Genomic DNA, 24,090 nt, shown 5'->3' on the forward strand with positions numbered 1-24,090 from the left:
AGGCCTCGTGTTATGCGAAGGTCTATTTTATTGAAAATAAATTATAGTATTAAAACTATTATATGAATATATATTAATATGATAAGTTTAAAATTTATCTAAAATTAAACAAAAGAAACAATTTAAAGATTAGTTTGATTATATTAAGTTTTACTATGAAATAATTGTAATAATAGGGAATTTAGAATTAGTAATCACTAAAGTGGGGAGGTATTAAATGTATTTGTTGAATCAATTTTGGGCACCAAGAAAGGTATATAATCCTTGTGGAATGTTTACATATGGGCATATAGTATTATTACTAATAGCTATGCTTATATTAAGCATTTTACTATTAAATTCAAGGAAAATAACTAAATCACAAATTAAAAATCTAACAAAAGTATTATCGGTATTTATCACAATATTAGAAGCGATTAAAATTTATTTTAATTTTTACTATGGATATACTTGGATAAATGCGTGGTTTCCTATGTCATATTGTTCTTTATTTATATATGCATTATGGCTAAGTGGATATGGAAAAGGAAAGTACAAAAAGATGGGAGAAGTTTTTATTGCAGGAGTATCTATAGTAGCAGGTGGGACATATTTATTAATACCTTCTACGTCATTGACAATGTATCCTATGTGGCATTACTTATGCATGTATAGTATGTTATTTCATACTTTAATGGTTTATATGGGAATATTATATCTTTGGAAAAAAGAAATAAAATTAGATATAAAAGGGTATAGAATGTATTCTATATTTTTCTTAGCTTTTTCAACTATAGCAATTATATTAAATAATGTTTTTAAAAGTAATTTGATGTTTCTAAAAAAGCCATCTACTATTCCAGTTCCTTTACTTCATACATTATATAATAATACTAAGTGGGGATATACTTTTTTAGTTTTTAGTGTATATCTGTTTATACCTTATGGTGTAACAAGTTATTTAAGCAGAGCTATAAAAAAGGCTAAATTAAATAGACAGAATGACTGTGATAAAGAAGTGATTAAATTAAGTTAATAGTAAAAAACAGTTTAGTTGCACACTCAATATTATGATGATATATTAGTATAGTTATGCAAAAAAAGATAATTGTCAAAAATTTGAAAGTTGATAAAGGGGCAACAAGAATAAAGCTAAGAACTTTCTTGAAAAAATATGCAAAGATATAGATAAACAAAAGAGGAGGAGAAGTATGTCTAAGGAAAATGATTTATTAGGGACAGAATCTATAGGGAAATTATTAATAAAGTATTCAATACCAGCTATTATTGGTATGATGGTAAATGCTCTTTATAATGTTGTTGATAGAATGTTTATAGGAAATATACCAGGGGTTGGACCAATGGCTATAACAGGGCTAGGTGTTACATTGCCAATAATGACTATACTAGTTGCTTTTGGTACCCTTATAGGAGTAGGGGCAACTACTAAGGTTTCAATAAAGTTAGGTGAAGGAAAAAGAGATGATGCAGAAAAAATTATAGGAAATTCTTTCACATTAACGATAATACTAAGTATTATAATCACAGTATTTGGATTACTATTTTTAAATAACATATTAACTATCTTCGGTGCAAGTGAAAATACTATTGTATATGCAAGAGATTATATGATTGTAATTTTAGCAGGTACAATATTCAATATGTTTTCAAGTATATTTGGTAACATAGTAAGAGGTGATGGTAACCCTAAGCTTTCAGCTATTATTATGTCAGTAGGATGTATTACTAATATAATATTAGATGCGGTATTTATATTTGTATTTAATATGGGAATACAAGGAGCTGCAATTGCAACTGTAATAGCGCAAGCAATTTCAACAGTATTAGGAATGATTTATTACTTAGGTGGTAAATCTAATGTAAGGTTTAAAAAAGAAAATTTAAAATTATATAAAGCTAGTGTTGCTGGAATTTTAATAATTGGAGTATCTCCTTTTGCAATGCAATTAGCAACTAGTGTAGTTCAACTTATATATAATTTCTCATTAAAAACATATGGTGGGGATTTAGCGATAGGAGCTATGGCAACTGTAAACTCAATAAGCATGATATTCGTAATGCCAGCTTTCGGATTTGTACAAGCTATGCAACCTATAGTTGGATATAACTATGGAGCTAAGAGATATGATAGAGCTAGAAAAACATTAAAAATAAGTTTAATTGCTGCTACGTTTGTATTTGTAATGGGATTTTTATTAACTCAATTTGCACCAGAAATGTTAGTAGGAGTATTTAATAAAGATCCTGAATTAATGGGATTAACAATAAATGGACTAAGAAAATATACGCTTGCAATGCCAGTTATAGGTATATCAATAGTTGGAACTTATTATATCCAATCAACAGGAAAAGCAAAGATGTCTATGCTGTTAAGTTTATTAAGACAAGTAATAATCTTAATACCTTTAATTGCAATATTGCCTAGATTCTTTGGAGTAAATGGTGCTTGGTTTGCGCAACCTATTGCTGATATTATAGCAGCAGTTGCAACTGGAGTAGTTTTATTTAATGAAGTTAGAAGATATTACAAAATTAAAGACGATGAATTAATTGAAGAAGTAAAAATTGCATAATAAAAATCGACTACATCAAAGTTAAGTCAATTTTGATGTAGTCTTTTTGCAATAACCTTTAACTATAAAATATTAACAAATAATATAAGTGGATAAGAAAAAATAAGACTGATATAATATTGCAGAGAATGTTTATTTAAAGGAGTCACCAGATGAAATTTTATTTAGCACCAATGGAAGGTATAACAGTACATATATATAGAAACTCATTTGAAAAGTATTTTGGAGGTATTGATAAGTACTTTACTCCATTTATAGTTCCTAATAATAGTAAGAGTTTAAAGACAAAGGAATTGAGAGATCTTTTACCTGAAAATAATAGAGGATTAAATATAGTACCTCAAATACTTACCAATGACGCAGAAGGTTTTATTACTACAGCTAGGAAGTTACAGCAATTAGGATATGATGAAATTAATTTAAATTTAGGTTGTCCAGCAGGTACAGTTGTAGGAAAAAATAGAGGTTCAGGATTTTTAGCATTAAAGGATGATCTTGATAGATTTTTAGATGAAATATATAAAATAGATGATATGAAGATTTCTATAAAAACTAGACTTGGTAAGAATTCGCCAGATGAATTTTATGATATTATAAATATTTATAATAAATATCCTTTAGAAGAGCTTATAGTACATGCAAGAACAAGGGATGATTTTTATGGAAATAAGCCAAACTTTGAGGTGTTTAAACACGGTGTTGACGTAAGTAAAGCACCTATATGTTACAATGGGGATATTTTTAAAGTAGAAGACTATGATAAATTTGTGAAAGATTTTCCAAATGTAAATAATATAATGATTGGAAGAGGTTTACTAGCAAATCCAGGCTTAGTTAATGAGATAAAAGGAATGGCCGGTGTTGACAAAAAGATATTAAAAGAGTTTCATGATGAAGTATTCAATACATATAGAGAGGTATTCCAAGAAGATAAAAATGCTATGTATAGAATGAAGGAAGTATGGGGATATATGATTTATATGTTCTCAGATAATAAAAAATATGCTAAGAAGATTAAAAAAGCTCAAAAAGTATCAGATTATAATCATGCAGTTGAAAGTTTATTTGCAGAACAAGAAATAGTAAATGGAGCTGGATTCTTTAGGGATTAATATTAATCAGAAAAACCGAGTTAGTATAATTAGTGAATATATACCTAACTTGGTTCTTTTTTATTTGGGAATTTTAATTACTTTTTCTTAGAACAACTTTTGGGAAGTATAATTTATTTAATAATTCTATTATAATAAATTATGTTTTACTAATAATATTAAAATTGGAGTTAAGATATATGGATAATAAAATAAATATCTCGAAAATATCAGGTTATGATAAGTTTAAATGTATTGCAGATAAATGTAAGTTTACATGTTGTGAGGGTTGGGATGTTTCAATAGATTCAATTACTTATGATAAGTGGAGGAGTATAAATGATAAAAATCTTTTAAGCAATGTTAAAATAAACAAATGCAGAGGTCAAAAAGACTATTTAATAGATAAAGAAACCAATGAAGTATGTCCATTTCTAGATAATGAAGGGCTATGTAATATAGTGAAAAATAATGGTGATGAATATTTATCTTTAACATGTCGCACTTTCCCAAGAATATATAATGAGTTTGAAAATATGACGGAGATATCATTATCATGTTCATGTCCAGAGGTGGTTGAAATTATTAATAATATCCCTGGAGAAATACACATGGTTACTGAAAGTGATATTGAAGTAACTGAAGAATTATTAGAGCTTAAAATTAGAGAAAATATTATTAATATAATAAATAAAGAAAATATATCATTAGATAAGAAGCTTATTATAAGCTTTCAAATGTTATTAAATATTTTAGATAATGAAGAAATTACGGAAGATATACTGCTAAATGAGTTTAAAAGATTTGAAGATAATAAATATATAAAAGAGCTGTTACGTATCTATAAGCAAATAAATTTAAATAAATATGAATCAATTGAAGAGCTAAATAATTTATTTTTAGATATTATAGAAAATTATAAAGATGTTTCAGGATTGGAAGTTCTTTTAAGAGATATTTCTGATTATGCAGAAAAAGTTGATTTAGAAGAGGTTACTGAGAATTGGAGTAAATTTAAAAAGAAGTTTGAGGAACATAATAGACTAATAAAGAATTGTATAATTGCTAAGGTGTTAAGTAGTTGTATTAGTGATGATGTTGAGGAATTAGCACTTTCTCTTGAAATGATAATAATAGAATATTTATTAGTTAGATATTCTGTATTTTTAAAATATTCTATAACAGAATGTAATGATATAAATACTAGTGATATTAAAGATTATATTGTATGTTTTTCAAGAGTTATAGGAAATAATTCTGATTCAGTTATAGAGTTTTTTGAAGAGGGATTTGGTGATCCTATTTTAGAAATGGGATATTTATGTTTAATAAGTTTATTTTAAAAATAAGGCAGTATCTAAATTTTTAGATACTGCTATTTTAGTATTTAGATCTTTATGTTTGTTTATATTTAAGTGGTGATACGCCAACATGCTTTTTAAATAACTTACTAAAGTAATAGTAATCTTTATATCCTACTTTTTCAGCTACTTCCGAAAGCTTTATATCATCATTTTTAAGGAGAGATTTAGCTTCTGTTATACGTTTTTTAGTTATATATTCTACTAGGCTTTCACCAATAATTTTCTTAAATGTAGAACTCAAATGACAGCTATTAATATAAAAACGAGATGATAAGTAATCTAAGTTTATATTATCAGAATAATAATTTTGGTCTATATATTCTTTAACTTTTATTATAGTTTTTGATGATATTGAATTTTTATTATTCCTAGTTGTAGACTTTTCTTTTGATAATCTGTCATAACAATTATAACAATAGCTTTTAATAGAATTTAAATCTTTACTAGTATATAGTAAATTAGTTATAAGATGGTCAAGATTTATTAGAGATAAATATTCACCATTACCTTCTAAAAAGACATCTTCTATAGATGATAAAAAGCAATTCACTAATAATTTAAGAGCATATATGTCTTTAATATCACTGACTTTATCTATATAAAATTCAAAAGTATTTACTAAATTATTTGATGTGTTAGAACGAGCTAATAGCTCAAAGTCAAGCTTAAGGGTATTTGGAAGTGTACAAGCTTTGTATTTGATATCATTAAAAGTAAATATTGAAAATTTATCAAAAAAAATCTTAGCAGGAAATAGTGTAATACATTCAAAGAAAGAATCTTTTAATTTTTTTATATCTTTGGAGTCTTTATTAAAATAGCAATATGATAATATTTTGTTTTCAATAAGAGAGTTAAATCTAGCTTTTATATTATCCGAATATATGCAGTTAACAAGTAATATTTTATTTTTTTTAGAAAGACCATATATAACATCAAAAGTTTCAAAATTATTTTCTAAAAAGCTATATAGTTTGTTTAGATAAGATTCATGAAATAATTCTACTGATATAAAAATATAGTTATCATCAGTGATAGTAAGTGGAGAATTTTTTATGTCTAGATCATTATAAATAGAATCTACTATATATTGATATTTGGATTTTTCCTCTAATTCATGGATAGCCACTAAATTCTGATCTGACTTTTCTATTAATGATATACACTTTTCTATAGCATTATATAGATCAGATTTTTTTACAGGTTTAAGTAAATACTCGACGGTGTTATATTTAATAGCTTGTCTAGCATATTCGAACTTTTCAAAACCGGTGAGAAATATTATGTTAGTTTTATATAATTCAGCTCTTAAGGTTTGAAGAAGTTCAATACCTGTAATCTTAGGCATATGTATATCAATTATTGCAATATCAATAGAATTGGTTCTAATAATTTCTAGTGCTTCTAATCCGTCAGAAGCCTCATAAATATTGTTAAATTTAAATGTACTATCTTTTAAGTATTTTAAAAGCTTTGCTCTAATAAGATATTCATCATCAACTAAAAGTATATTCATCGCTGCATACCTCCTTTTTTATTGCTGGTATTACTATAGTAATAGTAGTTCCAATGTTTTTTTGACTTTTTATATTAAAAATACAGTTATTATGATAAAACAACTTTAAACGCTCTATGGTATTTTTTACGGCAAATCCACCTTTTGCCGAAGAGGATATGTTACCAGTAATTACTTTTTGTAATTCATCTTCTGTCATTCCTATACCAGTATCCTCGATGGTAATTTTAAGTTCCTTATTAAAAGATTCAATACAAATAATTACTTTGCCTGTATCATCATAATTTTTTAGGCCGTGATATATAGCATTTTCTACTAAAGGTTGAATTAAAAGCTTTGGACAAGAGAACTGTTCTAAATTATAATCACTAAATATTTCATAATCAAAAACATCATAGTATCGTAACTTCATGATTTTTAAGTAACTTTCTGTTAGAGAAAGCTCGTCCTTTATTGAAATAATGTTATTCCCTTTGCTTAATGCCCCTCGATAGAAAGTAGAGAGGTTTAAAATCATATCTACAGCTTCATCATTCCTTTCAAGTTCAACTAAAGCTGAAATATTTTCTAGTGAATTATATAAAAAGTGTGGTTTTATTTGTAATTGAATTAATTCAAATTCAAATTCTTTCTTTTTTATTTGTTCAAGGGTTATTGTATCTAGCAGGTTTTTTATGTAAAATATTAGATCATTAAATTTTTTTGAAAGTAATCCTATTTCATCATCAGATAAAATATCTATCTCTGTTGACCAATTGCCTTTTTCAACTTGATTTATAGCTAAAGATAAGTTGTTAATTGGCTGTATAATTGATTTAGCAATAGTCTTAGAAAGAACATAAGATAATAATAAAGCTATTAAGGATAAAATAATTAGAGATAAAATAAGTGCTTCTTTATTTTTAATTAAATCTTTTAAGTATATATCAGCAACTATGTTCCAATCTAAGTTACTATGATATAGCATAAGAGTTAATTTATCCTCTTTTCTATTTTCTATTATTTTTATAGGATCATTTGAAGTAGCAAATTCTAAATTTTTTCTAAGTTTAAAAATGTTATCAGAAACTTCATTTTGATTAGAAGATGAAGTAATTACTCCATCGTTATTAATGAGAAAAAAATTAATGAATTTATTATATTTAGTGTTAGTATAATTTGCTGACAAAGTACTTTCATCAACAAAGACTTCTAAGTAACCAATTAGTTTTCCGGTATTCATATTAAATATCTGTTTTATTGTATATAGATAAGGATTTCCTGCTATGTTTGAAATTCCACCATACCATTTATTAAACTCCATATTATAATTAGCAAAGCTAATAAGTTTACTGTTTGTCTGAAAAGTAAAGTTATTTGTAGAGTGTAGTATGACTCCAGATATAACAGATTCTTTATACATACTATTATCTATAGCTCTTTGAACTTTTAACACATCTTTAGGGGTAGGATAAATGTTGTTTACACTGGAATTAGTTAGTATATTTTGAACATCTGAATCAATAATAATTCCAGTTGAACTTGATTCAGCAGAATTTAAGACCAAGTCAGTTTGATTCGCTATAAGTTCTAATGTATCTAACTCTCTAGAGATAGAGGTATTTTTTATATTATTGTAAGTAATGAAATATGCAATAAAAATAAGTAGTAAGATAATTGATAAAGTTACTAAGAATGAGAAATAGAACACTTTATCTTTAATAGATTTAAAGTTAAAAAAATTAATATCCATAAAATATACTCCAAATAAATTCTAAAGAAAATACAATGTACATCAAAGAAAATACATTTTGTACCAACAATGTAAATGTTAACATAGAATTAGAAAAAATGAAAGATGGGGGAGAGGATTTTATGAGAAAAAAATTATAGGATTACTTCTAGCAACAATGACTATGACTTCATTAGTTGGTTGTGGAAGTAGCAGTGCAAACAGTACAACTGAAGAGGGAGGAACAATAACTATAAAGATGCTATCTAGATATAGTAGTGACCAAGGGCCAGATGATATAACTATTAACAAAAGAATTGAAGAATTTATGGCTGAAAATACTAATATCATTGTTGAGCATGAAGCTATAGGTGATGAATCAACATACAATAATATGTTTAAGACATCAATAGCAACAGGGGATGCACCAGATGTATTTGTAAATTATGGAGGAACACAATTTAAAGAATATGTTGAAAGTGGATTATTTTATGATTTAAGTAAAGTTGCTGAAGAAGATACTGTATGGGGAGACAAGTATATAGAAAGTATGTTGGATGCTTGGAAGTATGAAGGCGTAGAAGGATATTATGGGGTTCCATTTTCATGTTTTGCTACAGGACTTTATTATAATAAAGAATTATTTGAAGAAAATGGATTAGAACCACCTACAACTATAGAAGAATTTGAAAAAGTATGTGATGAATTCTTAGCAAAGGGAATTACACCATTTGCTTTAGGTGATAAAGATAATTTTAGAGGAGCTCACCTTTTAGCTAATTTAGTTTTAAAGAGAGATGGATTTGATTATACAAAATCAATTATAGATGGTGAAACTAAATGGAATGATACAGCTATGAAGGAAGTATTTGAATTAATGAATTCATGGAGAGAAAAAGGGTATTTAGGAGAAAATATAACTACTCTAGATTCAAGTGGAGAACAATCTTTATTTTTAAATGGAGATACTCCAATGCATTTAAATGGTTCTTGGTTCATGAATCAAGTAAATGATTCTGATAATCCAGAAAGAGTTGGATTTATAGCATTCCCTTACTTTGAAAAATATCCAGAAAATAAGAATAATTGGCACTCAGGTACTTCAGAAGGATTTAGTTTATCTGCTACTAACGGGGAAGAAAGATTACAAGCTTCAATAAAGTTATTAAAGTATTTAACTGATGAAGAAGCGTACAATGAGTCTCAAGCTTTATCTAAAGGTGGAATTTATCCAGTAACAACAATGAAAGAAATTGATGATATAACTCCAATAGCTAAAGAATTTAATGAAGCTAAATTAGAGCCAGGTGATTATGCTGCTAAAGCACAATTAAGGGAAGAAATAAGAGATGCTATTCAAGGTATGTTTGCAGGAACTAGTGTAGATGATACTTTAGCTAGAATTCAGAAAGTAACTGATATGGAATAAAAATATTAAATAGAAGTTGTGGTATTTAATATAAGAGCCGCATAATTTTGCGGCTCACTTTAATTAATATGGGAATTAAAGGAGGTTAAAACAAAATGAAAAATTCAGCTACAGCAGAAGTTGAAATAGATGAAATTGAAATAAGAAGTAAAAAAAGCCTTAATCCAGTACCTAATAATATACGAAAAAAATCTAAGATTAAGAAAATGATAAAAGAAAATATAGTATGCACACTATTTGTGCTACCGGCGGTTGCTATATATACATTTTTTTATATATCATCAGTAGTTAAGTCATTATACTTATCTTTTGTAAAATGGAATGGTATTCCACTTATTGAAAAGAAATTTGTAGGTTTAGATAACTTTATAAATATATTCAAAGATCCAGCGTTTTATAGTGCATTAAAAAATGTAGGGGTATTTATGCTGGTAAGCTTTTTAGTAATAATGCCATTTGCGTATCTTTTAGCATTGCTAGTTAGTAGTAAATATATAAATGGAAAGAGATTTTTTAAGACAGTATATTTCTTGCCATCAATATTACCAACAGCAGCTACAGGGTTAATGTGGACATTAATATTATATAAATCTGGTGGAGCTCTAAATACACTTTTAATGAAAATAGGAATGGGAGCAGCACAGCAAGACTGGTTAGGTAATCCAAAACTTGCAATTTTAACAGTTGCTTTAGTTAATGCATGGATATTTATAGGATATAATATGCTTATTTTTGTGGCTGGATTAACTAATATTCCAGAAGAATTAATAGAAGCTGCTAAAATCGATGGAGCTAATGGCTTTAAAGAGCAAATACACATAGTTTTACCATTAATGAAAGAAAGCTTTAAGATATTCTCAGTATTAGCGATAGTAGGTTCTTTCAAAGTATTTGATATTATCTTTATTATGACTGGTGGAGGACCAGGGGGAGCTACAGATGTTCCAGTAACATTATTATATGATCAAGCGTTTAAATATAATAACTTTGGATATGGTAGCTCTATAGGGATGTTAATATTAGTGGCATCAATAATTTGTACATTAATATTAAATAAAGTATTTAAAGGTAATGATGATTAGAAAGGAGGAGTAAAATGTTAGAAAATAAAGAAAATAAAATAATAAAAATAGGTATGTACATTTGTGCTATATTCTGGGCTGTACTTAGCATTGCACCATTGATATTTACATTAATGTCATCATTCAAAAGTACTAATGAAATATATGGAGATGCATTTTCACTTCCTAAAAATTTTAGTTTTGCTAATTATGAAGCAGCACTTAGTAAGGCTAATATAGTAACAGCTATATTTAATTCATTTTTCTTAGCTATATCAACTACTATATTAGTAGTAATACTTGCTACACTAGTTGCTTATGTAATAACGAGAACAGGATTTAAACTTAGAAATTTACTTTTAACATATTTTGTAATTGGATTAACTATTCCAATGCATACAACATTAATTCCTATTGCAGATATTATTAATAGATATGGATTTAAAAATCAACTAATACCACTTATCTTTTTATATGCAACGTTTCAATTACCATTTGCTATATTTATGATGTCAGGATATATGAGAGGAATAAGTAAAGAAATAGATGAAGCAGCAATAATAGATGGATGTGGACGATTAAGATTAGTATTTGGAATATTACTTCCGCTTGCTAAACCAGCTGCAGCAACAATATCAATATTTACTTTTATGTCAGTTTATAATGAATTTATATTTGGACTTATGTTCTTAACTGATAAAACTAAATATACCATTTCAGTTGCGCTTATGAGTTTGAACGGAAGATATTCATCTGATAAAGGAGCAATATTTGCAGCTATAAGTATGTTTATAATACCGATAATAATTATATATGTATTATGTCAAAAGCATGTGGAAAAAGGTATTACATCAGGAGCAGTAAAAGGATAAATTATTATATGTTTAAGATTAGAGGAGAATTAATATGGGATATAAGACAAGAAGCAGACAAATACATTTAGATTTTCATACAAGTCCATTAATAGAGGGTATAGGAAAAGATTTTAATAAAGAAGAATTTGGTGAAGTGTTAGAAAAGGCTAGAGTTAATTCTATAACATGCTTTGCTAGATGTCATCATGGATACTTATATTATGATTCAAAGATTAATAAAGAAAGAGTTCATCCACATCTTGCTAATAAGAATTTGTTGAAAGAACAAATAGAAGCTTGTCATGAGAGAGGAATTAAGGCGCCAATATATTTACCAGTTCAGTGGGACAAGTTCACTTATGATGAACATCCAGAATGGGTATCTAAAGATATAGATGGTAATATCATAAAAGGTGAAGGTGGAAAGCCTGGATTTTATGAGTTCTTATGTGTAAACAATGAATACAGAACATTTTTAAAGAATCATGTAAGAGAAATATTAGAAATGTTCCCAGAGTGTGATGGGTTATTCTTCGATATAGTTATGGTAGTGCCATGTGCTTGTGAAAATTGTAAGAAGAGTATGGAAGACTTAGGGATTGACTATACAATAAAAGGAGAAAGATTAAAATTCTCTGAAAAGATGCTTACTGAATTTAAGAGAGAAATGAGTCAGTTTGTTAAAGAGATAAATCAAAATGTAACTATATTCTATAATGGCTCCCATATAAGCCCTCAACTTAAAGATGGACTAGATAATTATAGTCATATTGAAATTGAGTCATTACCAAGTGGTGGATGGGGATACATGCACTTTCCTACAACTGTTAGATATGCTAGAAATTTAGGTAAAGATTGCTTAGGTATGACAGGAAAATTCCATACTTATTGGGGAGATTTTCACTCATTTAAGAATTTAGCCGCACTTCAATATGAATGTTTCCACATATTAGCACAAAATACAAAATGCTCTATTGGAGATCAATTAGATCCTAATGGAAAAATATCTAAAGAAGTTTATGATTTAATTGGTAAGGTTTATAGTGAAGTTGAAAAGAAGGAGCCGTGGTGCGAAGATGCAAAAGCAGTTTGTGAAATAGGAGTATTTACTCCGGAAGAATTTATAGACTATAAAGCAGAGAGACCGTTTGGATTAAAACCTTCAATAACTGGAGTAACTAGAATGTTACAAGAAGCTTCGCTTCAATTTGATATTATTGATAGTTCAATGGATTTTAATAAATACAAACTTTTAGTATTGCCAGAAGAAAGAGTTATTGTAAATGATGAATTTAGTTGTAAAATAGAGAAATTTATTCAAAATGGTGGTAAAATAATAGCTATGTATGAAGGTGGATTAAATGAAGAAAAAACAGAGTTTAATATCCCATCTTTAAAAGTAAAATATGAAGGTAAAGGAGAATTTACTCCAACATTTATAATACCAGAAGGTCAATTAGCTAAAGATTTATATAACACAGAATATGTTATGTATGAAGATTTATCTAAAGTCTCTGTTGAAGAAGGTGGAGAAGTACTATGCAACTCAATAGAACCTTACTTCAATAGAACACCAGAACATTTTTGTTCGCATCAACATGCACCAAGTAGTGGGAAAATATATGGACCAGCTATTATAAAGGGAGATAATACAATATATATTGCTCATAAAATATTCTCTCAATATCATAACTATGGATCAGTTTGGTGCAAAAAGTTATTTATTAATGCTATAGATGCATTATTAGAAAATAGATTAATTAATCATAATGGACCTAGCACTATAATAAGTACTTTAAATGAGCAAGAAAATGAAAATAGATATGTACTACACCTACTTCATTATATACCTGAAAGAAGATGTTAAAGAATTGATGTAATCGAAGATGTGATACCTCTATATAATTTAGAAGTGAAAATGAATTTAGAAAAATCACCTAAGAGCGTTACATTAGTTCCACAAAATGAAGAGGTTAAGTTTAATATTGTAGATGGAATTTTAGAATTTACAGTAAATAAGGTAGATGGTCACCAAATGGTGGAGATAAATTATTAAAGGGAAGTAATAAAAATGAGAAAAATAATTTCTATAGATGTAGGTGGAACTTTTATAAAGTATGGGTTAGTTGATGAAGCTGGTAATGTTTTATGTAAAAATAAGATGGAGACTATTCAAAAAACAGCAGAGGGATTTGTAAATGAACTTTGTGAAATAGCTAATCTATATAAAGAACATAAAGATATTTTAGGTATAGCAATTAGCATGCCTGGATTTATAAATAATATAGAAGGTATTCCATTAGTTTGTAGTGTTTTAAGATTTATAGAAGGTTATAAATTACAAGAGGAACTATCATTAAGAACTAATTTAAAAGTTAGGATAGAAAATGATGCAAACTGTGTGGCCTTAGCTGAAAAGTTTAGTGGAAATGCAAGAGAGTGTGAAGACTTTATTTGTATAACTATTGGAACTGGTATAGGTGGAGGAATTTATTTAAATAATAAATTAATAAGAGGTAAACAGTTTAAGGGTGGAGAGTTTTGTTATATGATAACTAAAGATAAAGCGGGTTATCAGAAACTTAATGAAAATTCATCAATGACGGCTCTTATAAAAATGTATAAAGAATATAAAAATATAAGTGCTATGGAAAAAGTTTTAGGTTCAGATATTTTTAAAGAAGCAGAAAAAGATGAAGATATTAAAGCTATTATTAATGAATGGTATGGAAATATAGCAAGGATGATATATAATGTTTCATCAATGTTAAACCCTGAAAAAATATTAATAGGTGGAGGGGTTAGTGCAAGAGAAGAGCTGATTTCAGAATTGCAAAATGCACTAAATGAAATTCCATGGTGGAAGCATGTATCATGCACTATAGAAAAATGTAAGCATGAAAATGATGCTGGTTTAATAGGAGCAGCGTATAATTTCATAAATCCTTAATGCTAAGAATAAAGGTAGAGAGTTGTATAATACTCTCTATCTTTATTTTATTATAAAAAATAATACTTTCATTTTATGAAAATATTAAAGTGATATATGTAATAAAATAAAAAGTAGCAGAACTATTACATAAGAATTTATTATGTAAATAGATTAATATCTTTAAGTTATATAAATTATATTTAGATAAAAGGAGTATAGAATGAATCAAAAAGAAAGAATGTTAGCAGGATTACCATATAAGGCATGGTTAGATGGATTAAAAGAAGAAAGAATGGAAAATAAGTTAAAAATATATGATTATAATTTAACTCGTCCAGATAATAAGAAAAAGATGAAAGAAATGATAAAAAATATACTTGGAAAAACAGGAGAAGAGGTGTTTATAGAACAACCTTTCCGTTGTGATTATGGTAAAAATATTGAGGTAGGTAATAATTTCTTTGCTAATTACAACTGTGTAATATTAGATGTTGCTAAAGTAACGATTGGAGAAAATGTTATGTTCGCTCCTAATGTATCAATTTATACAGCAGGTCACCCAATACATCCTGAATCAAGAAATTCAGGATATGAATATGGAATTCCTGTTACTATTGGTAACAATGTATGGGTAGGAGGTAATGTTGTAATTACTCCAGGAGTTACAATAGGTAATAATGTTGTTATTGGAGCAGGTAGTGTTGTTACAAAAGATATACCTGATAATGTTATAGCTGTAGGTAACCCTTGTAGAGTAATAAGAGAAATAACAGAAGAGGATAGAAAGTATTATTACAAAGATAAAGAATTTGATGTTGATGACTATTAAAACTATTTAAATCAAATATATTGACTATCAAAATAAATCTTATTAAAATAAATATCATATACTATGTAAAGAGGCATACATTTAGGAGGATGTTTATGAGTAAGAAGAAAAAGATAGTTATATGTATTATTTCATTTATATTAGTAGTATTAATTGGTGGATTAGGATTTGTAGGTAATTACTTCTTTGAATATGCTCTTCTTAGACAAGAAGGAATAGTAACTGCAGCAAATGTAGACCCAAATGCACCTCAATCAATAGAAACTATGGCTGAAGTAGCTAATAAAGAAAAAGCTAGAGAAGAAGTGGACAAGTGGTTAGAAGATGTAAAAACGGAAGAGACAACTATAGAGTCAGAGGATGGATTAAAGCTTTGGGGTAAGATGTATTTCCAAGAAGAGCAAACTGATAAGTGGGTAATAATTGCTCATGGTTATACTTCAAGCCATGAAGATATACAACCAATAGCTCTAAATTTCTACAATCAAGGATATAATGTTTTAACTCCAGATATGAGAGCCCATGGAAATAGTGAAGGTAAGTACATTGGTATGGGATGGCTGGATAGAAAAGACATTTTAAAATGGATAGATTATGTGCTAAGTATAGATGCAGATTCTCAAATAGTTCTATATGGAGAATCTATGGGGGGAGCTACTGTTATGATGACATCAGGTGAAGAGCTTCCATCTAACGTTAAAGCTATAGTAGAGGATTGTGGGTATACTTCAGTTAAGGAGATGTTTGAAGCTCAATTATATGAAAGATTTAATCTTCCATCATTCCCTATAATAAATGTAGCTAATATAGTTACTGAAATAAGAGCAGGATATGATTTTGAAGAGGCTTCAGCTTTAGAACAGGTTAAAAAGTCTAAGACTCCAATGTTATTTACTCATGGTGGAGAGGATACTTATGTACCAACAGAAATGATTTATAGGTTATATGATGCTGCTACATGTGAAAAGGACATGCTCGTAATTGAGGGAGCAGGACATGGTTCAGCACCAGATGTTGATCCAGAAACTTATTATGAAAAAGTATTTAGTTTCTTAAGTAAATATGTTAAATAATTATATGTATAATAATAAATAGTTTAAGATATAAGGACTTGTCTGAATATGACAAGTCCTTAGTCATATCTACGGGAATTAAAAAAATAATTAATAATATGTGAAATTTAAAATTAAAAATTAAATTAAAGTTAAAATTTGATATAATTATTGTAATAAACTAAGATTATGCTTTTAGAGGTGTAAAATGAGAGAAAATTTTAAATTTAAAGATAGTGATGGGGTAGAACTAAATGTATATAAGTGGATTCCAGATGGAGAAATTAGAGGGATAGTACAAATTTCTCATGGAATGACGGAGAATGTTTTAAGATATGATGAATTTGCAAAATATCTAAATAATAAAGGTTTTATAGTATATGGACATGATCATAGAGGTCACGGATTAACTGCAAAATCTAAAGAGGAGCTTGGATATATAGCAGATAATGAAGGCTTTGATTGGTTAGTTAGAGATTTATATGAATTAATGATGATGATAAAAGAAGAGAATAAGGGGCTTCCAATTTATTTATTTGGACATAGTATGGGGTCTTTTGTTAGCCAAAGGTTTATAGAGTTACATGGAAATGAAATAGATGGAGTAATTCTTTCAGGAAGTAATGGTGAACCAACAAAATTAACACCACTAGGAATATTACTATCAAATATAGAAATAAAATTATTTGGAAGAAAACATACAAGTAAAATGATGGACAAGTTATCTTTTGGTGATTTTAATAGAAAGTTTAGACCAAATAGAACTCCATATGACTGGTTATGTAGTGTAGAAGAAGAAGTTGATAAATATATTGATAATGAATACTGTGGTTTTGTATGTTCAGCATCATTTTATTATGACCTTTTAAGAGGATTAAAAGCAATTCATAAGAAAGAAAACTTTAATTCCATACCGAAAGATTTACCTATATATATAATAGCTGGAGATATGGATCCAGTAGGCTTCTTTGGAAAAGGAATAGTGAATTTATATAATAAATTACAATCTATTGGAATAAAAGATGTTAACTATAAGCTGTATAAAGATAAGAGACATGAAATATTAAACGAAGATAATAAATTAGAAGTTATGAATGATGTGTCAGCTTGGTTATTAAGAAAGCTTGAAGGATTTTCAACTAGCGAATGTAGAAATAGTTAATTATATAGAAGTAAATTATATTTTCAAGGGAATATATGCTTAAGCTGTATATTTCCTTGATTTTTTTTATTACACGTATACTTATTCATCCTATGATGATAATGATTTAGAGTAAAGGATATGGTATGAGAAAGTGGATTTAAATTTTAAGTGCTGAACATACTATATATTAATTATAAATATAAGGGATTAAAAAATTATTATATAAGTGATACAAAATTATAAATATAATGTATAATTAAACGTTATATACCATTTATTGAATTGTATATGGTATATATTAAAACATAAGAAAAAATAAAAAATATTCATAAGAGGAGTTGTTTATAGAATGGTTTTAAAAGATAAGAAAACAAAGATTACTTTCCATAGTGGAGTTTTAACAATTGGAGGAACTATTATCGAGATAGCCTATGAAGATAGTCATATATTCTTTGATTTTGGTTCAGAATATAATCCAGCGGCAAAGGTTCAGCCAACAGATTTACAGGGATTATTAGATGAGAATTTAGTTCCATTTTTAGATAATATGTTTGATCCTAAAATTCCTTTAAAGGGATATGAGTCTAAAGAAAATAAGTTTGATAATACAGCAGTATTTTTATCACATATGCATTTAGACCATTCTAAGATTATAAACTACTTAAATCCAGAAGTACCTCTATATACATTAGAGGGTACAAAATCTTTATTAAATACTTTAAATATAAATAATGATTTTATATTCCCGTTATATAACAATGATGGTACTAAGAATACAAGAGATATTATTGGAGTTAAGGAAAATGAAATAGTACAGGTAGGTAAAATTAAAGTTAAAGTAATGCCTGTAGATCACGATGCTTACGGAGCATGTGGATTATTTATTGAAACTCCTGATTTAACTATAGCTTATACTGGAGATATAAGACTTCACGGATATAGAAAAAATGATACTTTAAATTTCTGTAAAGAAAGTGAAAATTGTGATGTATTATTAATTGAAGGTGTAAGTGTATCGTTCCAAGACTTTGGAGACCCGATAAGAGAAGGAGAGCCAAAGACAGAATCAGAATTAATAGATAAAATTAATAAAATAGTTAATGATAATGAAGGAAAGCAGATTACATTTAATTACTATATTTCAAATATTGAAAGAATATTAAACATAATAAAAAATGTGAAAAGAACTGTAGTTTTAGATTCGTACAATGCATATGTATTAAAAGAAGCAACAGGATATGAAGTACAGTACTACAATTTAGATAATAAAGAATATGGATTAAAGAAAGAATTAGAAGTAAACTTTAACGAATTATTAGAGGATAATGAAAAATATTTATGGCAGTTAGATGCTAATGCACTTAAATATTTTGATAAGCTAAAAGAAGGTGGAGTTTATATCCATTGCGATGCACAACCATTAGGAGAATTTGATCCAGCTTTTGCGCCTTTTGTAAAATCTTTTGCAGATAGAAAAATTGAATTTAATAGAGTTGTTTGTAGTGGACATGCTCGTCCATATGACTTAATAGAAATAATTAACTTAATAAAACCTAAGTTATTAGCACCTATTCACTCATATCATCCAGAAAAACTTTATAACGAAAATGGAGATATGATTTTAGTGAAAAAAGGTCAAACGATATAATAAGGGAGAATAAAAATGAAAGTAGCAATATATCAAACTAGTGATTTGCATGGATATGTTTATCCTACTAATTATGTAAAGGATATGCCACTTGGGATTCTTAAGATAGGAAGTTACATATTAAAAGATGAGAAGAATTATGATGCATCTTTAAAAATAGACTGTGGAGATTTAATTCAAGGATCAGCATTAGCTCACTATTTATCTAAGGAAAAAATAGAAAGAAATCCTCTAATTCAAGGGTTAGAGTTTATTGGATATAATGCTTATGTTATAGGTAACCATGAGTTTAATTATGGGAAAGATTATTTAATTAATTCTTATAAAGAAGTAGAAGATAAAATAATAAATTCTAATATTGAAGGTTTATCACTTGAAACTAAGCCATATAAGATATTTGACTTTAATGGCTTTAAGATAGGGTGTATTGGATTTACAACATCATTTATACCAAATTGGGAACATGAAAAAAATATAGATGGGTTAAATTTTTTAGATCCAGTAGAAATATATGGTAAATATGAAGATGAGTTAAAGGAAAAGACTGATTTTATAGTTGTTTGCTATCATGGAGGATTTGAGAAAAGTTTAGATGGAAACAATACTCCTACAGAAAAATTAACTAAAGAAAATCAAGCTAGTGAATTACTAGAAAAATATGATTCAATAGATATGGTATTAAGTGGACATCAACATAGATCATTTATAACAAAGATAAATGGAATAGTATGCGCACAACCATTACATAATGGACAAAACTTTACTAAGATTGTATTAGATACTGAAAGTAAAGAAATATCTTATGAATTAATTGATGTATCTAAATTAAATGATGAAATTAATGAAGATATGGAGAAGATATTTAATAATGTTCAAGCAGAGCTGCAAGATTATTTAAATAATGAGATTGGTGAATTTGATAAAGATATATTAATGGATGATATTTTTATAGCAAGATTAAAAGGACATCCATTTATAAACTTCTTACACCAAGTACAGCTAGATGTTTCAGGAGCTGATTTCTCAGCATTATCATTATTTGATTCAGCTATTGGATTTAAAAAGAATGTTTCAATTAGAGATGTATTAATTAATTATCCGTATCCGAACACATTAATGGTCTTAAAAATAAATGGACATAAATTAAAGGAAGCTATAGAAAAGGCTGCTACATATTTTGTTGTAGAAGATGGAGAAGTAAAAATAAACAATGGATTCTTAGTTCCTAAGGTACAAAACTATAACTATGATACTTTTGGTGGATTGACATATGAAATAGATTTATCTAGAGAATTTGGTGATAGAGTTGTATCTATGAAGAAAGATAATGAAGAGATTGATTTAGATAAAGACTATACTGTAGTTTTAAATAATTATCGTGCAACTAATACTTCGATATATCCAGCATATGAAAATGCAAAAGTAGTTAAGGAAATAAATGTCGATATAAGTGAAATAATAATAAATTATTTCCAAGGAAATAAAAAAATTGAAGTTATTGATGAAAGTAACTATGTAATTAAATAGTTTTTATTAAAAAAGATACATTCAGTTAGAAATAATTACTGAATGTATCTTTCTATATAAATTTAAAAAGTGAAATGTGCATTTAAAATAAATATTTTTAATGTTGGTAACAGTTGTTACAGAAGTTAAATACAAATTGATATATCATATGAAATGTAGTCGCTAGTAAATTAAAAAAATGATTTTAAAGTTAAGATAAAAATAAATAGTTATTTAGTAGTTAATATAAATATTAAAAATGGAGAAGGTGAAGAATTAATATGAAAGCTATATTATTAATGAATGAAGAGCATAAGAATATTAGCCGTATGCTTAAGGTAGTAAGAGAATGTTGTTCTAGGGTTTTAAAAGGTGAAGACATTAATTATGATGATTTTGATAAAATATTAGAATTTATTGTAGAGTATGCAGATAAGCATCATCATAAGAAAGAAGAAGATATACTTTTTGATAAGATGGTTAAGCATTTAGGTGGAACTGCAGAAAAAGTAGTTAAGACTGGGATGCTTGTAGAACATGATTTAGGAAGGCTTTATGTTAAAGATTTAAATAGAGCATTAGAAAAGGTCAAAGATGGAGATGAAGATGCAAAGTTAGACCTTATTGCAAATGCTATTTCATATACTCATCTTTTAGAGAGACATATTGATAAAGAGGACAGAGTTATTTATAAATATGCTGAAAGAGAATTAGATATAAATATTTTAGAACTAGTTAATAAAGAATGTAATGATTTTGAAGATAAAAATAATTATGTTAAAGAAAAATGCTTATCTATATTAGAAGAGTTAGAAAAAAAGTATATTATGGAGGGCTAAGATATGAAAAAATTAAATCTTAATAGAATAGAAGTTAATAGAGAAATAGTAACAGAAAATGATAGATTTAAAACTGTATATTTTAAGTTTGAAGAAGGTAAGGGATTACCAAACCATAAGCATAACGGATTTGCAACAATACAAGTTATTAGTGGAGAAGTTCATATGGAATTTGTTAATGGCGAAAAGTTTGAATTAAAAGTTGGTGATTTTTTACCTTTTGATGCAAGAATAGAACATAATGTTATAGCTAAAGAAGTAAGTAAGGTATTAGTAACAATTGCTAAAGCGCCAATGATTAAGAATTTAAAAAGATAAGGAGTGAATTGATTATGATAAATAAAGATATGACAATAGGTGAAATTTTAGATATAAATTTTAAAGCAGCAGATGTTTTGATGAAATTTGGTATGGGGTGCTTAGGATGCCCATCAGCAAGAGTTGAATCATTAGAACAAGCTTGTAGTATTCATGGATTAAATTTAGAAGAAGTATTAGAGAAATTAAATAGTTTATAAAATTTTAAGTAGTGTAACAAATGTTACTGAAATATATCAAAATAAAATGTAAAATGTGCATGTAAAATAAATATTTAAACTTTGGAGGAATAAAGATGGAAAATAAAATGTTTTGCTTTCAATGCCAAGAAACAGCAGGATGTACTGGGTGCACTCAATTTGGAGTTTGTGGTAAATCACCTGATTTAGCTAGAATGCAAGATTTATTAATATATACAACTAAAGGATTATCAGAAGTTACAACAAGACTTAGAGCAGAAGGTAAGGAAATAGATGGACAAGTTAACCATTTAATTACTATAAATTTATTTACAACTATAACTAATGCAAACTTTGATGATGAAATTTTCTATGAAAGAGTTAAAGAAACTTTAAGAATTAAAGAAGAGTTATTAGCTACTTTAGAAAATAAAACTAATTTATCAGAAGCTGCATTATGGAATGCAACTTCAAATAAAGAAATTGATAATAAGGTAGGAATACTTTCTAAGATTAAAAATGCTGTATTAGGAAGTGGCGCAGAAGAAGTAAATATAGATAAGATATTAGATGAGAAATCAACTACTGTAGGTGTACTTGCAACTAAAGATGAAGATATAAGAAGTTTAAGAGAACTTATCATATATGGATTAAAAGGTATGTCTGCATATATGAAACATGCTAATGCTTTAGGATATGATAGTGAAGATATAAATGCATTTATGCAGTCAACTTTAGCTAAAACTTTAGATGATTCATTAAGTATAGACGAGCTTATAGCTTTAACTTTAGAAACTGGTAAGGTTGGAGTGGACGGCATGGCTCTATTGGATTCAGCTAATACTGGAACTTATGGACATCCAGAAATAACTAAGGTTAATATCGGTGTAAGAAATAATCCAGGAATACTTGTATCAGGACATGACTTAAAAGATTTAGAATTATTATTAAAGCAAACTGAAGGAACAGGGGTAGACGTATATACTCACTCAGAAATGTTACCAGCTCACTACTATCCAGCATTTAAGAAGTATTCTCACTTTGTAGGTAACTACGGAAATGCTTGGTGGAAACAAAAAGAAGAATTTGAAAGCTTTAATGGACCAATCCTTATGACTACTAACTGTATAGTACCACCAAAGGATAGCTATAAGGATAGATTATATACAACTGGAGCAGCAGGATTTGCAGGTGTTAAGCACATTAAAGGAGAAAGCGAAGATAATAAAGATTTCTCAGAAATAATTGAACAAGCTAAGAAATGTAAAGCTCCAACAGAAATTGAAAGAGGAGAAATAATCGGTGGATTCGCTCACAATCAAGTATTTGCCTTAGCAGACCAAGTTGTTGAAGCTGTTAAAACTGGAGCTATAAAGAAATTCTTCGTTATGGCTGGATGTGATGGAAGAGCTAAGTCAAGAAACTACTATACTGATTTTGCAAAAGCATTACCAAAAGATACAGTAATATTAACTGCAGGATGTGCAAAATATAAGTATAATAAATTAGATCTAGGAGATATAAACGGAATTCCAAGAGTATTAGATGCAGGACAATGTAACGATTCATACTCATTAGCTTTAATTGCATTAAAGTTAAAAGAAGTATTTGAATTACAAGATATAAATGAATTACCAATAGCATTTAATATTGCATGGTATGAACAAAAAGCTGTAATAGTATTATTATCACTATTATACTTAGGAGTAAAGAATATTCACTTAGGACCAACTTTACCAGCATTCCTTTCACCAAATGTAGCTAAAGTACTTGTTGAAAACTTTGGAATAGGTGGAATAACAAATGTTGAAGATGATTTAAAAATGTTTTTAGAATAAATCGTACTTCGAATTTTACATTTTGCTAGGAAAGATTTCATCTCAGCTTTAAGAATATTTCATTATATTACAAAAACAAAAAAAGGGGCTGTCTCTGAAATGATTTTTAAAATCATTTCAGTAGACGGTCTTTTTATTTTTTATTCATATATTTATATGAAATTATTTCTAAATGAACAAGTTTTTTGACACGACAAATAGGAGGT

At 27.6% G+C, this 24,090-nt stretch carries 21 protein-coding genes; 19 read left to right on the forward strand and 2 right to left on the reverse strand.

Features of this window, described 5'->3' with window-relative positions:
- Positions 1-217 precede the first annotated feature (217 nt).
- The 4 genes from LQE93_RS14945 to fliB all read left to right on the forward strand — a co-directional run bounded on the left by LQE93_RS14945 (position 218) and on the right by fliB (position 5,007).
- A complete protein-coding gene (locus LQE93_RS14945) occupies positions 218-1,015 on the forward strand; it encodes a TMEM164 family acyltransferase (RefSeq protein ID WP_231074240.1) in 798 nt (265 codons plus the stop codon).
- 175 nt (positions 1,016-1,190) lie between these two features.
- The gene (locus LQE93_RS14950) at positions 1,191-2,573 is read left to right on the forward strand and encodes an MATE family efflux transporter (RefSeq protein ID WP_231074241.1); all 1,383 of its coding nucleotides are present in this window, start codon (positions 1,191-1,193) and stop codon (positions 2,571-2,573) included.
- A 152-nt stretch (positions 2,574-2,725) separates the two neighbouring features.
- Complete coding sequence (locus LQE93_RS14955; protein ID WP_055268466.1) at positions 2,726-3,685, forward strand: tRNA dihydrouridine synthase; 960 nt, start codon at positions 2,726-2,728, stop codon at positions 3,683-3,685.
- Positions 3,686-3,864: 179 nt separating this feature from the next.
- Positions 3,865-5,007 carry a flagellin lysine-N-methylase gene (fliB, locus tag LQE93_RS14960; protein ID WP_231074243.1) on the forward strand — a complete coding sequence of 381 codons (1,143 nt, stop codon included), beginning with the start codon at positions 3,865-3,867 and terminating at the stop codon, positions 5,005-5,007.
- Between the two features lie 52 nt (positions 5,008-5,059).
- Here the strand turns inward: fliB and LQE93_RS14965 are convergent, their stop codons facing one another.
- Positions 5,060-6,544, reverse strand: a complete 1,485-nt coding sequence (locus LQE93_RS14965) for a response regulator transcription factor (RefSeq protein ID WP_231074245.1) — start codon at positions 6,542-6,544, stop codon at positions 5,060-5,062.
- Positions 6,525-8,276, reverse strand: a complete 1,752-nt coding sequence (locus LQE93_RS14970) for a sensor histidine kinase (protein WP_231074247.1) — start codon at positions 8,274-8,276, stop codon at positions 6,525-6,527. Before LQE93_RS14970 ends, LQE93_RS14965 begins: the two co-directional genes overlap by 20 nt.
- A 157-nt stretch (positions 8,277-8,433) precedes the next feature.
- Between LQE93_RS14970 and LQE93_RS14975 the strand changes: the two genes are divergently transcribed.
- From LQE93_RS14975 to hcp, 15 genes are all read left to right on the forward strand, one after another.
- On the forward strand, positions 8,434-9,684 hold the full coding sequence (locus LQE93_RS14975) for an ABC transporter substrate-binding protein (RefSeq protein ID WP_231074249.1): 1,251 nt from the start codon (positions 8,434-8,436) through the stop codon (positions 9,682-9,684).
- A 95-nt stretch (positions 9,685-9,779) separates the two neighbouring features.
- A complete protein-coding gene (locus tag LQE93_RS14980) occupies positions 9,780-10,766 on the forward strand; it encodes a carbohydrate ABC transporter permease (RefSeq protein WP_231074251.1) in 987 nt (328 codons plus the stop codon).
- A gap of 14 nt (positions 10,767-10,780) precedes the next feature.
- The gene (locus tag LQE93_RS14985; protein ID WP_186838754.1) at positions 10,781-11,617 is read left to right on the forward strand and encodes a carbohydrate ABC transporter permease; all 837 of its coding nucleotides are present in this window, start codon (positions 10,781-10,783) and stop codon (positions 11,615-11,617) included.
- 34 nt (positions 11,618-11,651) lie between these two features.
- Positions 11,652-13,466: a beta-galactosidase trimerization domain-containing protein gene (locus LQE93_RS14990; protein WP_231074253.1), complete on the forward strand. Its 1,815-nt coding sequence runs from the start codon at positions 11,652-11,654 to the stop codon at positions 13,464-13,466.
- Between the two features lie 51 nt (positions 13,467-13,517).
- Positions 13,518-13,655, forward strand: a complete 138-nt coding sequence (locus tag LQE93_RS14995; RefSeq protein WP_231074255.1) for a hypothetical protein — start codon at positions 13,518-13,520, stop codon at positions 13,653-13,655.
- A 15-nt stretch (positions 13,656-13,670) separates the two neighbouring features.
- Positions 13,671-14,549 (forward strand): ROK family protein, encoded by an 879-nt coding sequence (locus LQE93_RS15000; RefSeq protein WP_186838756.1) that lies wholly within the window; start codon positions 13,671-13,673, stop codon positions 14,547-14,549.
- A gap of 202 nt (positions 14,550-14,751) precedes the next feature.
- Positions 14,752-15,360 carry a sugar O-acetyltransferase gene (locus tag LQE93_RS15005; RefSeq protein ID WP_186838757.1) on the forward strand — a complete coding sequence of 203 codons (609 nt, stop codon included), beginning with the start codon at positions 14,752-14,754 and terminating at the stop codon, positions 15,358-15,360.
- A gap of 95 nt (positions 15,361-15,455) precedes the next feature.
- Entirely contained in the window at positions 15,456-16,433 is a 978-nt protein-coding gene (locus LQE93_RS15010) for an alpha/beta fold hydrolase (RefSeq protein WP_231074257.1), read from the forward strand.
- Between the two features lie 187 nt (positions 16,434-16,620).
- Positions 16,621-17,574, forward strand: coding sequence for an alpha/beta hydrolase (locus LQE93_RS15015; RefSeq protein WP_231074259.1), 954 nt, complete (start codon positions 16,621-16,623; stop codon positions 17,572-17,574).
- 331 nt (positions 17,575-17,905) lie between these two features.
- Positions 17,906-19,204, forward strand: a complete 1,299-nt coding sequence (locus LQE93_RS15020; RefSeq protein ID WP_231074260.1) for an MBL fold metallo-hydrolase — start codon at positions 17,906-17,908, stop codon at positions 19,202-19,204.
- A gap of 15 nt (positions 19,205-19,219) precedes the next feature.
- Positions 19,220-20,731 (forward strand): bifunctional metallophosphatase/5'-nucleotidase, encoded by a 1,512-nt coding sequence (locus tag LQE93_RS15025; RefSeq protein ID WP_231074262.1) that lies wholly within the window; start codon positions 19,220-19,222, stop codon positions 20,729-20,731.
- 260 nt (positions 20,732-20,991) lie between these two features.
- Positions 20,992-21,549, forward strand: a complete 558-nt coding sequence (locus LQE93_RS15030) for a hemerythrin domain-containing protein (protein WP_231074263.1) — start codon at positions 20,992-20,994, stop codon at positions 21,547-21,549.
- Between the two features lie 3 nt (positions 21,550-21,552).
- On the forward strand, positions 21,553-21,867 hold the full coding sequence (locus tag LQE93_RS15035; protein ID WP_231074265.1) for a cupin domain-containing protein: 315 nt from the start codon (positions 21,553-21,555) through the stop codon (positions 21,865-21,867).
- Between the two features lie 14 nt (positions 21,868-21,881).
- Positions 21,882-22,067 carry a DUF1858 domain-containing protein gene (locus LQE93_RS15040; RefSeq protein WP_231074267.1) on the forward strand — a complete coding sequence of 62 codons (186 nt, stop codon included), beginning with the start codon at positions 21,882-21,884 and terminating at the stop codon, positions 22,065-22,067.
- Positions 22,068-22,162: 95 nt separating this feature from the next.
- Complete coding sequence (hcp, locus tag LQE93_RS15045; RefSeq protein WP_231074269.1) at positions 22,163-23,884, forward strand: hydroxylamine reductase; 1,722 nt, start codon at positions 22,163-22,165, stop codon at positions 23,882-23,884.
- The last annotated feature ends 206 nt before the right edge of the window (positions 23,885-24,090 follow it).

The sequence above is a fragment of the Clostridium sp. NSJ-145 genome, from assembly GCF_021044725.1.
In the GTDB taxonomy this organism is placed as follows: domain Bacteria; phylum Bacillota; class Clostridia; order Clostridiales; family Clostridiaceae; genus Clostridium; species Clostridium disporicum_B.